This is a genomic window from Pseudomonas sp. J452, from assembly GCF_024666525.1.
Lineage (GTDB): Bacteria > Pseudomonadota > Gammaproteobacteria > Pseudomonadales > Pseudomonadaceae > Aquipseudomonas.
Genome location: NZ_CP088294.1, coordinates 1090240 through 1105641 on the forward strand (window position 1 = coordinate 1090240; position 15402 = coordinate 1105641).

At 68.0% G+C, this 15402-nt stretch carries 8 protein-coding genes and 4 pseudogenes; 7 read left to right on the forward strand and 5 right to left on the reverse strand.

What is annotated here, in order from left to right; all coding sequences use genetic code 11:
* The first annotated feature begins 155 nt into the window (after positions 1–155).
* From LRS11_RS04850 to LRS11_RS04865, 5 genes and pseudogenes are all read left to right on the forward strand, one after another.
* Complete coding sequence (locus LRS11_RS04850; protein ID WP_260495776.1) at positions 156–2414, forward strand: EAL domain-containing protein; 2259 nt, start codon at positions 156–158, stop codon at positions 2412–2414.
* Positions 2411–3115 (forward strand): annotated as a pseudogene (locus LRS11_RS22415) (PAS domain-containing protein); the annotation flags it as partial. The gene LRS11_RS04850 and the pseudogene LRS11_RS22415, both read left to right, overlap by 4 nt.
* A 357-nt stretch (positions 3116–3472) precedes the next feature.
* Positions 3473–4000: pseudogene (locus LRS11_RS22420) on the forward strand (methyl-accepting chemotaxis protein); the annotation flags it as partial.
* Between the two features lie 94 nt (positions 4001–4094).
* Complete coding sequence (locus tag LRS11_RS04860; RefSeq protein WP_260495778.1) at positions 4095–6287, forward strand: autotransporter outer membrane beta-barrel domain-containing protein; 2193 nt, start codon at positions 4095–4097, stop codon at positions 6285–6287.
* Between the two features lie 106 nt (positions 6288–6393).
* Positions 6394–8097, forward strand: a complete 1704-nt coding sequence (locus tag LRS11_RS04865) for a Na/Pi cotransporter family protein (protein WP_260495779.1) — start codon at positions 6394–6396, stop codon at positions 8095–8097.
* A gap of 4 nt (positions 8098–8101) precedes the next feature.
* Here LRS11_RS04865 and LRS11_RS04870 read toward each other — a convergent pair whose 3' ends face one another.
* Together LRS11_RS04870 and LRS11_RS04875 are read right to left on the reverse strand one after the other, a co-directional pair.
* The gene (locus tag LRS11_RS04870) at positions 8102–8389 is read right to left on the reverse strand and encodes a hypothetical protein (RefSeq protein WP_260495780.1); all 288 of its coding nucleotides are present in this window, start codon (positions 8387–8389) and stop codon (positions 8102–8104) included.
* A 54-nt stretch (positions 8390–8443) separates the two neighbouring features.
* Positions 8444–9439 carry a TerC family protein gene (locus tag LRS11_RS04875; RefSeq protein WP_260495781.1) on the reverse strand — a complete coding sequence of 332 codons (996 nt, stop codon included), beginning with the start codon at positions 9437–9439 and terminating at the stop codon, positions 8444–8446.
* A 201-nt stretch (positions 9440–9640) separates the two neighbouring features.
* On the opposite strand from LRS11_RS04875, the gene LRS11_RS04880 reads away from it, so the two are divergent.
* A complete protein-coding gene (locus tag LRS11_RS04880; protein ID WP_260495782.1) occupies positions 9641–10648 on the forward strand; it encodes a DUF2914 domain-containing protein in 1008 nt (335 codons plus the stop codon).
* A gap of 134 nt (positions 10649–10782) precedes the next feature.
* Here LRS11_RS04880 and LRS11_RS22425 read toward each other — a convergent pair.
* From LRS11_RS22425 to hmpA, 3 genes and pseudogenes are all read right to left on the reverse strand, one after another.
* A pseudogene (locus LRS11_RS22425) lies at positions 10783–11487 on the reverse strand (methyl-accepting chemotaxis protein); the annotation flags it as partial.
* A gap of 150 nt (positions 11488–11637) precedes the next feature.
* Positions 11638–12399: pseudogene (locus LRS11_RS22430) on the reverse strand (MCP four helix bundle domain-containing protein); the annotation flags it as partial.
* Positions 12400–12504: 105 nt separating this feature from the next.
* The gene (gene hmpA, locus LRS11_RS04890; RefSeq protein ID WP_260495784.1) at positions 12505–13686 is read right to left on the reverse strand and encodes an NO-inducible flavohemoprotein; all 1182 of its coding nucleotides are present in this window, start codon (positions 13684–13686) and stop codon (positions 12505–12507) included.
* A 154-nt stretch (positions 13687–13840) separates the two neighbouring features.
* Between hmpA and norR the strand changes: the two genes are divergently transcribed.
* Positions 13841–15391: a nitric oxide reductase transcriptional regulator NorR gene (gene norR, locus LRS11_RS04895; protein ID WP_260495785.1), complete on the forward strand. Its 1551-nt coding sequence runs from the start codon at positions 13841–13843 to the stop codon at positions 15389–15391.
* Positions 15392–15402: the final 11 nt, after the last annotated feature.

Genomic DNA, 15402 nt, shown 5'->3' on the forward strand with positions numbered 1-15402 from the left:
GAAAACACCGCAGTAGGTTCCGCCCACCCGCGGAGACCGGCTTTGCCGGGCAGGACACAAGGGCCTGCAAGACGAAGCGCCGCGACGCCATGTTCCCCGAGAACGTGGCGTCCGGCGCTTTTTTTATGCCCGCAATAAAGCAACAGGGAGAACCAATGGGTTCGATTACAGCACTCCAGGAACTGATGCAGCGCCTCGGCCTGGATCAGGCCGAGGCCGCTGAGCGCTGCCGCCTGCTCGGCTGGCAGGCCGCCGATGCGGCACGCCTGAACGCCGTGGCCGAGACCATGGCGCCGGCGCAACAGGCCTTCGTCGAGCGGCTCTACCAGCACCTCGGCGAGTTTCCCGGGCCGGCCAGCCTGATCAGCAACGAAGCCACCCTGGCTCGTCTCAAACACAGCCAGCTGGATTACTACCAGCGCCTGTGGCGCGGCCCCTATGACAGCGACTACCTGGCCAGCCGCCTGCGCATCGGCCTGATCCACCAGCTCGCCGGCGTGGAGCTGAAGTGGTACCTGGGCGGCTACCGCCTGTACCTCGACTCGATGCTCAGCGCGCTGCTCCCCGATGACGCCCAGCGCAGCCTGTACGCCAGCCTGCTGAAGGCGGTGTTCTTCGACATGACCCCGGCCATCGACACCTACAGCGCCGCCCAGCGCAAGGCCCTGGAAGACAGCGAGGCGCGTTTCGCCCGGGCCCTGCGCGGGGCCAACGACGGCATCTGGGACTGGCATCTGGAACACGACCGGCTGTACGTCTCGGAGCGCTGGGCGGGCATGCTCGGCCTCAGCCGCGACAGCCTTGGCGAAGGCAGCGCCAGCTGGTTCTCGCGGGTCCACCCGGACGACCTGCCCGGCCTGCGCCAGGCCATCGATGCGCACCTCAGCGGCGCCAGCGCCCTGCTGCACCACGAGTACCGCATGCGCCGCAGCCGCGGCGACTACCTGTGGGTGCTGGCGCGCGGCGTGGCGCAAAGCGATGCCGATGGGCAACGGCGGATCGCCGGCTCGCAGAGCGATATCAGCGCGCGCAAGGCGGTCGAGCAGCAGCTGCGCCACGCCGCCCGCCACGACCCGCTGACCGGCCTGGGCAACCGCCTGCGCCTCGACGAACTGCTGGCGCAGGCGCTGCAGCAACTGGGCAAGGTCGGCGCGCGCCAGGCCGCGCTGCTGTTCATCGACCTCGACCGCTTCAAGCTGATCAACGACAGCCTCGGCCATGCCTGCGGCGATCAGGTGCTGGTCGAGGTCGGCCGGCGCCTCAGCCAGTGCCTGCGCCCCGGCGACCACCTGTGCCGTTTCGGCGGCGACGAATTCGTCGTGCTGCTCTGCGACCTGGCCTGCGCCAGCGACGCCGAGCAGGTCGCCCAGCGCATGCTCGACAGCCTGCACCTGCCGCTGCACCTGGCCGAGCAGACCCTGGTGGTCAGCGCCAGCATCGGCATTGCCGCGCTGCAGGCCAGCGATGCCTCGCAGGATGCCCTGCAGGCCGCCGACCTCGCCCTGTACCGCGCCAAGCAGGCCGGCAAGGCGCAGTTCGCCCGCTACAGCGCCGAGCTGCAGACCAGCGCGCGGCGCCAGCTGGAGCTGGAAAGTGCCCTTGCCCAGGCACTCGACCGCGACGAATTCGTCCTGCATTACCAGCCGATCTGCCGTATCGATGAGGACAGCCCGCAATTGATCGGAGTCGAGGCCCTGCTGCGCTGGCGCCAGGACGGCGCGCTGGTGCCGCCGCAGGAGTTCATCCCCTCGCTGGAAGAGTCCGGCGAGATCCTTCGCGTCGGTGACTGGGTGCTGGCCCAGGCCTGCCGCCAGGTGCGTGCCTGGCAACTGGGCGGGCAGGTGCAGCTGCGCTGCTCGGTGAACCTGTCCAGCCGCCAGTTGCAGCAGGACGACTTTGTCGCCCGGGTCACCCAGATCCTGCAGGACAGCGGCCTGCCGCCGGCCAGCCTGGTGCTGGAGATCACCGAGAGCCAGCTGATGCAGGACTGCACCGCCACCCTGATCACCCTGCGCGAACTGGCCAGCCTCGGCGTGCGCCTGGCCCTCGACGACTTTGGCACCGGCTATTCCTCGCTCGGCTACCTCAAGCGCTTCCCGCTGCACATCCTCAAGGTCGACAAGAGCTTCATCAACGGCGCACCGCAGGATGCCGACCAGACGACCATCAGCCGGGCCATCATCGGCCTGGGCCACAGCCTGGGTCTGCAAGTGGTGGCCGAAGGCGTGGAGCATGCCGGCCACCTGGAATTCCTGCGCGCCGAAGGCTGCCACCTGGCCCAGGGCTACTGGTTCAGCCACCCACGCCCAGCCGCCGAACTGCAGCGCCTGTTCAACGGTGAAGACTGTTTCGCCGGGCTCTGCAACCAGCTGCCAGGCGCCACCTCCCACACCTGCGAGGAAGTCCAGCCATGAAGATCAACCTGCCGGTCAGCCAGCGTGCGGTGGACGTCCCCGCCCACGCCAACATCCTCTCCACCACCGACCTCAAGGGCGCGGTCAGCTACGTCAACCCGGACTTCATCGCCATCAGCGGCTACAGCGAGGCGGAGCTGCTCGGCCACAACCACAACATCGTGCGCCACCCGGATATGCCACCGGCGGCCTTCGCCCACCTCTGGCAGACCCTGAAAAACGGCCGGCCATGGATGGGCCTGGTGAAGAACCGCTGCAAGAACGGCGACCACTACTGGGTCAGCGCCTATGCCACGCCGGTGCTGCGCAACGGCCAGGTGGTGGAATACCAGTCGGTGCGCACCCGCGCCGAGCCGGAGTTGGTAGCGCGCGCCAAACAGCTCTATGCCGAGCTGATCAAGGGGCGTACGCCGCGCCAATTGCGCCCGCCGCGGCTGACCCTGGCCGCGCGCCTGAGCCTGCTGACGGCCGCTCCGCTGCTGGCGGTGGCGGCAGCGCTCGGCTTGAGCGGAGCCCTGCCACTGCTGCCGGCCGTGGCCGGCGGCCTGGGCCTCGCGGCCCTGCTCGGCGGCGTTTTGCACCTGGGCCTGCGCCCGCTGCGCGCCCTGACCGAGCAGGCCCGGCGCCTCGCCGACAACCCGCTGAGCCAGTGGGTGTACAGCGCACGCAATGACGAGTTTGGCCAGCTGGCCTTCGCCCTGCGCAGCCTGCAGGCCGAGTCCGGCGCGGTGGTCGGGCGCATCGCCGATTCGGCGCGCCAGCTCAGCCAGGAAGCCAGCGAACTGGCGGCCGCGGTGGACAGCAGCAGCCAGGCCAGCCTGCGGCAACAGGGCGAGACCGCCCAGGTGGCCAGCGCCATCGGCCAGATGGCGGCCAGCGTGCAGGAGGTGGCACGGCACGCCCAGCTCAGTGCCAGCGCCGCCAGCGCGGCGGATCTGGAGACCAGCAATGGCCTGCAACTGGTCGAGCAGACCCGTCAGCTGATCGCCAGCCTGGCCGGCGAGGTGCAGCAGAGCAGCCAGGTGATCCACCAGCTGGAACTGCATGGGCAGAAGATCAACCAGGTGCTGGAAGTGATCCAGGGCATTGCCGAGCAGACCAACCTGCTGGCGCTCAACGCGGCCATCGAGGCGGCCCGCGCCGGGGAGGCCGGACGCGGCTTCGCCGTGGTCGCCGATGAAGTGCGCGGCCTTGCCTCGCGCACCCAGCAGTCCACCGCCGAGATCAACGCCATCATCGCCACCCTGCAGCAGGGCACCGCCCAGGCCGTAGCGGCCATGCAGCGCAGCCAGCAGCAGGCCGGTGCCAGCGTCAAGCAGGCGCTGCAGGCCAGCCAGTCCCTCGACGGCATCACCCAGCGGGTCGGCCAGATCAGCGACATGAGCATCCAGATCGCCGCCGCCGTGGAGCAGCAGAGCGCGGTGGGCGACGATATCCAGCGCAACCTCTGCGGCATCCGCCAGGCCAACGAAAGCACCGTGGTGGCCAGCGACCAGAGCCGCAGCAGCGCCGAGCACGTGGCCGGCCTGGCCGAGCGCCTGCAGTTGCTGGTCGAGCAGTTCTGGGGCCGGCGCCAGCCCGACTGACCGCGCAAGGCCGTCGATCTGGGCTATAACCAGTTGCACAGCCAGGCGCGGAGTCTTAGGTGCGTGCGTGGCCGGCCAACCTGGAGGGCTCTGCATGCCACAGCGCAATCTCATGTCCCTGCTCACCGCGCTGCTGCTGGCCCTGCCCGCAGCAGCGGAAGCGGCCAAGTGCAAGGGCCAGGGCAACCTGCTGTTCCTCGGCAAGACCAACAACCTGAGCCGCTCGGTCTGGCTGTCCGGCACCGGCAGCGGCTCGTTCAACCTGCAGGCACCGAGCAACGACGTGGTCGATGCCTGGCAGCGCGACAGGCGCGGCCTACACCTGTCGCTGTCGCCGGTGGTGTCGCAGGGCAGCGGCCTGCCGCACACCCTGGTGGATGTCAGCGGCGCGCCCTGCGAACTGGACATGGAGAACCAGAAGGGCGGCATCGTCTTTCCGCCCATCGTGCAATTGCCGCCCAAGCTGCCGCCGTTCATCAAACCGCCAAGCAATCGGCCATCGCCGCCTGGCCTGATGCCTTCCCGGCCATCGCTGCCCGGTGGCGGCCTGATGCCTTCCAGACCCGGCATGCCCAGCCTGCCGGGCGGTGGAGCGACTCCGCCAATCGGCACTCTGCCACCCAGCGGCCTCATGCCCGGCATGCCCGGTGGCGTGCAACCGCCCATCGGCGGTCTCGGACCCGGCAGCCTGATGCCTTCCAGACCAAGCATGCCCAGCCTGCCCGGTGGTGGCGCGACCCCACCAATCGGCACACTGCCACCCAGCGGTCTCACGCCCGGCATGCCCGGTGGCGTGCAACCGCCCATCGGCGGCCTGGGGCCCGGCACCCTGACGCCTTCCAGACCCGGCATGCCCAGCCTGCCGGGCGGCGGAGCGACCCCGCCAATCGGCACACTGCCACCCAGCGGTCTCACGCCCGGCATGCCCGGTGGCGTGCAACCACCCATCGGCGGTCTCGGGCCCGGTACCCTGATGCCTTCCAGACCGAGCATGCCCAGCCTGCCGGGCGGCGGAGCGACCCCGCCAATCGGCACACTGCCACCCAGCGGCCTCACCCCCGGCATGCCCGGTGGTGTGCAACCACCCATCGGCGGTCTCGGGCCCGGCACCCTGACGCCATCCAGACCGGGTATGCCCAATCTTCCGGGCGGCGGAGCGACCCCGCCAATTGGCACCCTGCCACCCAGCGGCCTCACCCCCGGCATGCCCGGTGGCGTGCAACCGCCCATCGGCGGTCTTGGACCCGACACCCTGACACCGTCCAGACCGGGCATGCCCAGCCTACCGGGCGGTGGAGCGACCCCGCCAATCGCCACCCTGCCACCCAGCGACCTCACCCCTGGCATGCCCACCCTGCCGCCAGACGGTGGGCAACCCGCACCGCCGGAGAGCCTGCAACCGCCTGTCGCCGGCCTACCCGGACTGGATGGCAGTGGCGCAGACGGCCAGGTGCCCCTTACCGAGGGCCGCAAGTTCCAGCAGGAGCCGCTGTGGAACGTCTGGGCGGACAGCCGCTACAGCGACATCGCCGACCGCCGCTCCGGGCTGGATCTGGACGGCCACTCCGGCTACGTGACCATCGGCGCGGACCGCCGGCTGGACAATGACCTGGTGGTGGGCCTGATGGGGATCGCCGAGCGCAACCGCAGCAAGGGTTTCGACGACGACTGGGAAGTGCGCTCCGACGGCTACAGTGCCGGCCCCTACCTGGCCTACCGGCTGACCCCGAGCCTGGCCATGGATCTGTCGCTGACCGTCGGCCAGCTGGACAACGACAACCGCGTGCTGATCCTGCGCGAGCGCTTCGATACCCAGCGCTACGCCCTGTCGACCAGCCTCAGCGGCCAGTACCTGCTGGGCGAGACGCTGCTCAGCCCGAAGCTGTCGCTGTCCTACACCCATTTCCGCAACGAGGAGCACGAGATGCGCGGCGAGATCGCCGGCATCCCGCTGCGCCTGGAAATCGAAGAACAGAGCTACGACTACGGCGTGGCCGAAGCCTCCCTGCAGGCCACCCGTACCTACCGCAGCGACGGCGGGCGCTACTGGCATCCCTATGTCGAGGTCGGCCTGAGCAACGAATTCGAGCGGCCCAACGACGGGCGTATCCTCACCGGCGACCTGACTCAGGAAAAGACCTCGCCCTGGTCCGGCAGCCTGCGCGGCGGGGTGCAAGCCCAGGTGGCGGACAATGCCCTGATCGATACCAGCATCGGCTACCTCAGCCTCGGCCAGAACGGCCTGGATATCTGGGAGGGCCGGGTGTTTATTTCGATCGGCTTCTGAGCCGGCGCCTGGCGTGCGCGGCGAAGCACGACTAAAGCTAAGACAAAGGGCGCGACGAACGCGCTGTCATAACGAGCGAGCCCCAGGCTATTCAGGAGGCTGCGCCATGCTCACCTTGCTCAACCTGCTGTCTGCCATCGCCCTGCTGGTGTGGGGCACCCATATCGTGCGTACCGGCATCCTGCGCGTGTACGGCTCACAGCTGCGGCGCATCCTCAGCCACAGCGTGGCCAAACGGCCGCAGGCGTTCGCCGCCGGCATTGGTGTCACTGCGCTGGTGCAGAGCAGCAACGCCACCGCCATGCTGGTCACCTCCTTCGTCGCCCAGGGCCTGATGGGACTGGCCCCGGCGCTGGCGATCATGCTCGGCGCCGATGTCGGCACGGCGCTGATGGCGCGGGTGCTGACCCTCGACCTGTCCTGGCTGTCGCCGCTGCTGATCTTCGCCGGGGTGGTGCTGTTTCTCTCGCGCAAGCAGCGCCGCGCCGGCCAGGTCGGGCGGGTGGCCATCGGCCTTGGCCTGCTGCTGCTCGCCCTCAACCTGATCGTCGAGGCCGCCAGGCCGATTGCCGAATCCAACAGCCTGGAAGCGCTGTTCGCCTCCCTGACCGGCGATCTGCTGCTGGATGCCCTGGTCGGCGCGCTGTTCGCCCTGCTCACCTATTCCAGCCTGGCCGCCGTGCTGCTCACCGCGACCCTGGCCAGCAGCGGCATGATCAGCCTGCCGGTGGCCATCGGCCTGGTGATCGGCGCCAATATCGGCAGCGGCGTGCTGGCCCTGCTCAACAGCAGCATGCAATCGGCGGCCGGCCGGCGGGTGGCGATCGGCAGCCTGCTGTACAAGCTGCTCGGCCTGCTGCTGGTGCTGCCGCTGGTGACCCCGCTGGTGAACTGGATGGACGGCCTGGAGCTGTCGGCGGCGAGCCTGGTGATCGGCTTCCACCTGCTCTACAACAGCCTGCGCTGCCTGCTGATGCTGCCCACGGTGAACCTGATGGCGCGCCTGTGCACCCTGCTGCTGCCGGAGCGCAAGAGTGCGGAAGGCGTGGCCGAGCCGCGCCACCTCGACCGCAGCGCTCTCGACACGCCAAGCCTGGCGCTGGCCAACGCGGTGCGCGAGACCCTGCGCATCGGCGACCTGATCGAGCAGATGCTCGGCCACCTGCAGGAGGTGCTGCGCGAGGGCTCCTCGGAAGCCGGACGCCAGCTGCGGCGCCTGGATGACGATGTCGACGCGCTGTACAGCGCGGTCAAACTGTACCTGGCGCAGATGCCGCGCGAAGACCTGGCCGGCCACGACAGCCGGCGCTGGGCGGAGATCATTGAGCTGGCGGTGAACCTGGAGCACGCCGGCGACCTGATCGAACAGATGGCCGGCAAACTCGACAACCACAAGCGTTCACGCCACTACAGCTTCTCCGCCAGCGGTCTGGAGGAGCTGACCGGCCTGCTCGGCCTGCTGCAGGACAACCTGCGCCTGGGCCTCAACGTGTTCCTCAATGGCAACCCCGCCAACGCCCAGCGCCTGATCGCGGAGAAACGCCGCTTCCGCCAGGAGGAGCGCAAGCTGGCCCACGCCCACGTCGGCCGCCTCAGCCAGCAGGTGGTGCAGAGCATCGAGACCAGCGCCCTGCACCTGGAGCTGATCGCCGACATGAAGCGCCTCAACTCACTGTTCTGCAGCAGCGCCTATGCCCTGGTCGAAGCGCTGGAAGTCCAGCCGGAAGCGGCGCCGACCACGCCGCAGGAGCCGCCGCTGGCGAGCAGCGATGAAAACCCCAGCAGTGTGGCGCCGCCGACCCAGCACTGAAGCATCAGATCTCCTGGGTGGTCGCGGCCGGAGGCTGGGCTGCCGGCTCCGCAGGCTTTTCTGCGGTCGCCGGCGGGGCCGGGCGATCGAGCAGCTGGTCGGCAGACTCCTGCGCCTTGTCGACCGTCTGGTTGAGCTGGTCCAGGGTTTCGCCAAGGCTCTCGCGGGCCTGCTCAACCACCGCCTGTTCGGCCTTCTCGGCCAGCCCCTGGGCCGCCTTCTCGGCGCTGTCACAGGCGGTCAGGGCCAGCAGGGCGCAAGCGCCGAGGGTGGTTTTCAATAACGGATGCATGGTGATTTCCTTTAGTCAGGTGGAGCCGCCGCGCGGGATGGCGGCGGCCAGGGGTCAGTTCCCGGCGTGCGTCACGGGCGGCGCGTTGCGGGTTTTCCACAGCGACAACAGCACCCCGCCAACCAGCAGGCCGAGCGTCACGCCGAGGGAGAGAACCGGCGGAATCTTGCCGATGATGCCAACCAGGAAGATCTTGCTGCCGATAAACACCAGCACCAGGGCCAGGGCGTACTTCAGGTAGGCGAAGCGGTGGATCAGCGCGGCCAGGGCGAAGTACAGGGCGCGCAGGCCGAGGATGGCGAAGATGTTCGAGGTGTAGACGATGAAGGGGTCCTGGGTGATGGCGAAGATCGCCGGCACGCTGTCCACGGCAAACACCAGGTCGGCACACTCGATCAGGATCAGGGCGAGAAACAGCGGCGTCACCCACAGCACGCTCTTGCCGCTGGCATCCGCCTGGCGCACGAAGAAGCGCTGCTCGTGCAGGCGCTCGGTCACCCGCAGGTGGCGGCGCAGGAACAGCACGAAGCGGTTGTTGGCCAGGTCCGGCTCGGCATCGACCTTGCTGAACAGCATCTTCACCCCGGTCAGCACCAGGAACACGCCGAACACATAGAGGATCCAGCTGAACTCGTGGATCAGCGCGGCACCCAGGCCGATCATCAGGGCACGCAACACGATCACGCCCATGATGCCCCAGAACAGCACCTTGTGCTGGTACTGCCGGGGGATGGCCAGGAAGCTGAAGATCAGCGCCATGACGAAGACGTTGTCCATCGACAAGGATTTTTCGATGAGGAAGCCGGTCAGGTAATCGATGCCGGCGTCGCCGCCTTTCTGGAAATACACCCACAGGCCGAACAGCAGGCCGGCGCTGATGTAGCCAGCGGACAGCAGCAGGCTTTCCTTGACGCCAATCTCGCGGTTGTCGCGGTGCAATACGCCCAGGTCAAAGGCCAGCAGGGCAATCACCACGCCCAGAAAGATCAGCCAGAGCCAGACAGCGGTGCCGAGCAGGTCGGCGAAGAGAAACGGTTCTAGGGCGGTCATGAGCCCCTCCTTGCAGTCGAAGTTGTACCAACTGTGACTCCGACATGGCGGCGACCAGCCGTCAGAGGGGCCCGGTGTCACGGGCGCAAGGATAGAGAGGCCGGGACGGACCACTCAAGCAGCAGGCTTTTGCAAAGTATGTCCTCGTCGCCGGAGCCCGTGCGATGATGCGCGCCCCGCAAGACCTCACCACCGACGCCCATGCCTCACTGGAAACCGCACTTCCAGCGCCTGCTCGCCCTGCTGCAGCGCTACCCCGGCCTAATCGCCGCCTTCGGCTTCTGCTCCGGCGTGGCCAGCTTCATCCTGGTCGATCGCCAGGAGGGCGTGGGCCGGGTGATCGCCGTGCTGATGCTGCTGAGCTGGGCCTGGCTGCTGCTCGAAGGCCTGCTCACGCGCAGCGCGGCGCGCTGGCTGGGGCTGGAGATGCCGCCCAAGCTGCTGCGCTACCTGACCCAGCTGATCCACCAGGAAAGCCTGTTCTTCGTCCTGCCGTTCTTCTTCATCACCACCGCCTGGAACAGCGGCCAGCTGGTGTTCACCAGCCTGCTCGGCCTCGCCGCCCTGCTGGCGATCACCGACCCGCTCTACTACAAGTGGCTGGCCGCGCGGCGCTGGCTGTACCTGAGCTACCACACCCTGACCCTGTTCGCCGTGCTGCTTACCGCGCTGCCGCTGCTGCTGCAGCAGACCACCGCCGAGAGCTACCGCCTGGCCCTCGGTATTGCCCTGCTGCTGGCCGTGCCGAGCCTGGCCAGCGCACTGCTGCTGCACAACTGGCGGCGCTGGCTGGCGATGTTTGGCCTGATTGCCACGCTGGGGGTCGGTGGCTGGCTGGCACGGCCGTGGATTCCGCCGGCCACCCTGTGGCTGACCGAAGTGGCGGTGAGCGCCGAACTGCACCAGCGCACCCCCGGGCGTAGCCTGCAGCAGGTCAGCGTGCAGCAGCTGCGCAGCCAGGGCCTGTACGCCTACACCGCGATCAGCGCACCGCGCGGGCTGAACGAGCGCATCTACCACGTTTGGCGGCATGCCGGCGTGGAGGTCGACCGCATCGCCCTGGATATCAACGGCGGACGCAAGGGCGGCTACCGCTCCTGGACGCACAAGCGCAACTTCCCCGAAGTGGTGGTCGGTAACTGGCAGGTGCAGGTGGTGACCGAGACCGGTCAGCAGATCGGCGTGCTGCGCTTCCGGGTCAGCGAGTGAGCGGCACGGCGCGGGATCCTGGCGGTGCTGGGCCATGAACCGGTAGCCCGGACTTCAGTCCGGGGCACGTCTGCCAGCTCCCGGACTGAAGTCCGGGCTACCGCGCGACAACTCAACAGATCGTACACAGGCTCCTACAGGCGGAAGCGCTGCACCATGCCATTCAGGTCACTGGCCAGGTGCGCCAGCTGATCGCTGGCCACCGAGGTTTGGTGGGCGCCGGTGGCATTCTGCGAGGCGATATCGCGGATGGCCACCAGGTTGCGATCCACCTCGCGAGCCACCTGGGCCTGTTCTTCAGCGGCACTGGCGATCACCAGGTTCATCTCGTTGATCTGGCTGATGCGCGCGGAAATCACCTCCAATGCGCTGTCCGCCTCGCCGGCCATGCTCTGGCTGCGCAGCGCATATTCGCTGCTCTGCTGCATGGCATTGACCGACTCCTGGCTGGCGTTCTGGATCGCGCTGATCATCCGCTCGATTTCCTGGGTCGAGGTCTGCGTGCGCTGGGCCAATGCCCTGACTTCGTCGGCGACCACAGCAAAACCACGGCCCTGATCACCAGCACGCGCCGCCTCGATGGCGGCATTCAGCGCCAGCAGGTTGGTCTGTTCGGCGATGGTGCGGATCACTTCCAGCACCCGACCGATGGCGATGGCTTCTTCGGCCAGGGTGGCGATGGTGTCTGAGGTGTGCTGCAGGCGCTGACTGAGCTGCTCGATGGTGCTGCGCGTGGTGCTGACCTGTTGCCGGCCGCTCAACGCGGTCTGCTCGGCATCGCGCGAGGAATCGGAGGTGTGGTTGGCGTTGCGCGCCACCTCGTCGACCGCCGCCGACATCTCGGTCACCGCGGTGGCGGCCATCTCGATTTCGTCGTTCTGTCGGGTGATGCCGCGCGACGATTCCTCGGTCACCGCATGCAGCTGCTCGGCCGCCGAGGCCAGCTGCACCGCCGCGCCCTGGATGCCTTGCAGGGTCTCGCGCAGGTTCTCCTGCATGAGCTTGAAGGACTCCTGCACATCACTGATCTCGTCATGCCCGCTGACATTCACCGGCAAGGTCAGGTCGCCGCCGGCATTGCGCGCCACCACTTCGCGCAGCTCGCTCAGACGCAGGTTGATGCCACGGCTCATCATCCAGGCCTGCAGGCCGCCGCCGAGCAGGATCACCAGCAACAACACGCTGATCAGGGTGAAGCTGCGCTGGTACACGGCCATCCCGTCGTTGTACTTGCGCTCGGACTCCTGCAGTTGCACCTCGATCAGTTTGGAAAACTGCTCGGAGAGCGGGTCGATGCGCGGGTACAGCTCCTTGGCCGTATAGGTCGCCAGGGCCTCGCCATCGCTGTCGCGCAGGATCGTCTTGAGCCGTTGCAACGGATCACGCGCGGCCTGCATCAGCGGCTCGATCTGGGCGATCAGCTGCTGTTCCTCGGCGATCAGTTGGGTCTGCTTGTAGGCCTGCCAGATCGTGGCGATCTTGCTCTCGGCCTCCTCCACCTGGCGCAGCGCCTCGGCAGGGGTGATCCCGCCATTGCGCGCCTTGTGGCTGGCATCGACGATATTCACCGCGTAGAGGTCGGCGATCACCTTGAGGTCGCGCAGTGGCACCACGCGGTCCAGGTAAACGCTGTTGAGGTCGGCCAGCACGCCGCGCAGGCCATGCAGGCCGCTGACACCTATAGCCAGGCTGCCCGCCATCATCAGGACGATGAGGACGAACAACCTTGTCCGAATAGTCCAATTTTTCATGGTCGGTCACCCGCTGTCACGACTGGCGTATGCCTAGGTAAACGATAGTCGTAAATTGCCAGCAGTGCCCGGCCGCCGCGGGCTGCAGACGGCCGGGAGCGACCTTCAGGCGTCCAGCGCGGCGGCCGGGCCGAAGAACTCGTAGCGGGTCTGGGCGGGGGGCACGCCCAGCTCGCGCAGCTGACGCTTGAGCTGGGCCATAAATGGCTTGGGCCCGAGGAAATAGGCATCCACGTCGCGCTCGGCCGGCAGCCAGGCCTGCAGCTGTTCGCGGCTGAGGCGGCCGTAGGCGTGGCCGCCGTCGTTGGCGCGCGGCTCCTCGAAGCAGTAGAAGCGCTGCAGCTGCGGATGCTGCGCGGCCAGCGCGTCGACCCGCGCGGCGAAGGCCTGTACCCCAGCATGCCGCGCGCAGTGGATAAAGCGGATCGGCCGGCCGCTGTGCACCGCGCTTTCCAGCATGGCCAGCAGCGGGGTAATGCCGACCCCGGCGCTGATCAGCAGCAGCGGCTTGCGCGACGGGGTCAGGCTGAAATCACCGGCAGGGGCGAACAGCTCCAGCTCGTCACCCAGCTGCACCTGGTCGTGCAGGTAGTTGGAGACCAGGCCACCGGCCTCGCGTTTGACGCTGATGCGGTACTCGCAGCCATTCGGCGCGGCCGACAGCGAATAGTTGCGGCGCACTTCCTCGCCATTCAGCAACAGGCGCAGGCCGATGTACTGGCCGGGAATGAAGTCGACCACGGCGCCACCATCGCTCGGCTGCAGATGGAACGAGGTGATTTCCTCGCTCTCCGCCACCTTGCTCACCACACGGAACAGCCGACCGCCGCGCCAGCCGCCGGGGGCGCGCGCGGTGGCGGCATACACCTCTTCCTCGGCGCCGATCAGCAGCTCGGCCAGCTGGCCATAGGCGGCGGCCCAGGCGTCGATCACTGCGTCGGTGGCGATTTCCGCGCCAAGCACTTCGCGGATCGCCCGCAACAGGCAGTTGCCGACGATCGGGTAGTGCTCGGGGAGGATCTGCAGCGACACGTGCTTGTTGACGATCTGCCCCACCAGCGGGCCGAGCTCCTGCAGACGGTCGATATGCTTGGCGTACATCAGCACGCCGTTGGCCAGGGCACGTGGCTGGTCGCCGCTGGCCTGGTGAGCCTGGTTGAACAGCGGACGCACCTCGGGGTACTCGCCGAGCATCAGGCGGTAGAAGTGGCTGGTCAGGGCTTCGCCACCACTTTCCAGCAGCGGCACGGTGGCTTTGATGATCGCGGTTTGTTCGCCAGACAGCATGGGTAACTCCTTGATTGCACGCAGGTTTGCTTTCTACCCAGAACATTCCACGAAACGTGCCAGTTATTTGCCCTATATAAATCAGTAACTTATAAGCTATGTTGTGTTTTAGACATCAAAGCATTCGCTGTCATTTCGACAGCACGGAGTCATCATGACTACACAGTCACTGCTCCAGGCGCTGCTGCCGCTGGTCGACGACCTCAGCCGCGAATTGAGCGAGGGCGAACGCTACCGCCGCCTGCTAAGCGCCCTGCGCACGCTGATCCCCTGCGATGCCAGCGCCCTGCTGCGCCTGGACGGCGAGCAGCTGATCCCGCTGGCGGTGGACGGCCTCAGTGCCGACACCCTCGGCCGGCGCTTTCTGCTTAGCGAGCACCCGCGCTTCCAGGCCCTGCTGGCCAACCCGCGGCCGACTCGCTTCGCCGCCGACAGCGGCCTGCCCGACCCTTACGACGGCCTGGTCGAGGAACACAGCGGCCAGCTGGAAGTGCACGACTGCCTGGGTTGCCCACTTTTTATCGACGAGCAGCCCTGGGGCCTGCTGACCCTCGACAGCCTCGACCCGGCGCGCTTTGCGCAGAGCGATCTGGACAACCTGGAAACCTTCGCCCGCCTGGCCGCCGCTAGCGTGCGCGCCAGTGGCCGCCTGCTCAACCTGAGCCGGCGCGCCGATGCCGAGCACCAGTTGGCCGAGCGCTACCGGCAGATGGCCGGGCAAACCGCGCCCGCCGAGCTGATCGGCCAGAGCGCCGCGCACCAGCGCCTGCTGGCGGAAATCGACACGGTGGCCGGCAGCGACCTGACCGTGCTGATCGGCGGCGAAACCGGGGTCGGCAAGGAGCTGGTGGCACAGGCGCTGCACGCCCGTTCGCTGCGCGCCGCGCAGCCGTTGATCAGCCTCAACTGTGCGGCACTGCCGGAAGCCCTGGTGGAAAGCGAACTGTTCGGCCATGTGCGCGGCGCCTTCTCCGGCGCCCACAGTGAACGCAGCGGCAAGTTCGAGCTGGCCGATGGCGGCACCCTGCTGCTCGACGAAGTCGGCGAGCTGCCGCTGGCGGTGCAGGCCAAGCTGCTGCGGGTGCTGCAGAGCGGCCAGCTGCAGCGCCTCGGTTCCGATCGCGAGCACCGGGTGGATGTGCGCATCCTCGCCGCGAGCAACCGCGACCTGGCCGAGGAAGTGCGCGCCGGACGCTTCCGTGCCGACCTCTACCACCGCCTGAGCGTCTATCCGCTGCGGGTTCCTCCGCTGCGCGAACGCGGCCGCGACGTGTTGCTGCTGGCCGGCTTCTTCCTCGAACAGAACCGCGCGCGCCTCAACCTGCACAGCCTGCGCCTGACCAGCGAGGCCCAGGCCGCGCTGCTGGCCCACGCCTGGCCGGGCAATGTGCGCGAGCTGGAACACCTGATCGGCCGCGCCGCGCTCAAGGCCCTGGCGCGCCAGGCGCAGCGCCCGCGCATTCTCAGCCTGGAAGTGGCCGACCTCGATCTGCTGCCGGTAGCCAGCGCCCCCGTCAGCAGCCCGAGCCTGGCGCCCGGCAGCAGCGCCGCCGTCGACCTGCGCCTGGCCGTGGACGCCTACCAGCGCCAGCTGATCCAGGCCGCGCGGCAGCGCCAGCAGGGCAACTGGGCCGCCACCGCCCGCGAGCTGGGCCTGGACCGCGCCAACCTGCATCGGTTGGCCACCCGTCTGGGGCTGAAGTAGGGAAAGTGCCC

Coding starts and splice junctions, on each gene's coding strand:
- LRS11_RS04850 (WP_260495776.1), top strand. CDS start 156: ATGGGTTCGATTACAGCACTCCAGGAACTGATGCAGCGCCTCGGCCTG.
- LRS11_RS04860 (WP_260495778.1), top strand. CDS start 4,095: ATGCCACAGCGCAATCTCATGTCCCTGCTCACCGCGCTGCTGCTGGCC.
- LRS11_RS04865 (WP_260495779.1), top strand. CDS start 6,394: ATGCTCACCTTGCTCAACCTGCTGTCTGCCATCGCCCTGCTGGTGTGG.
- LRS11_RS04870 (WP_260495780.1), bottom strand. CDS start 8,389: ATGCATCCGTTATTGAAAACCACCCTCGGCGCTTGCGCCCTGCTGGCC.
- LRS11_RS04875 (WP_260495781.1), bottom strand. CDS start 9,439: ATGACCGCCCTAGAACCGTTTCTCTTCGCCGACCTGCTCGGCACCGCT.
- LRS11_RS04880 (WP_260495782.1), top strand. CDS start 9,641: ATGCCTCACTGGAAACCGCACTTCCAGCGCCTGCTCGCCCTGCTGCAG.
- hmpA (WP_260495784.1), bottom strand. CDS start 13,686: ATGCTGTCTGGCGAACAAACCGCGATCATCAAAGCCACCGTGCCGCTG.
- norR (WP_260495785.1), top strand. CDS start 13,841: ATGACTACACAGTCACTGCTCCAGGCGCTGCTGCCGCTGGTCGACGAC.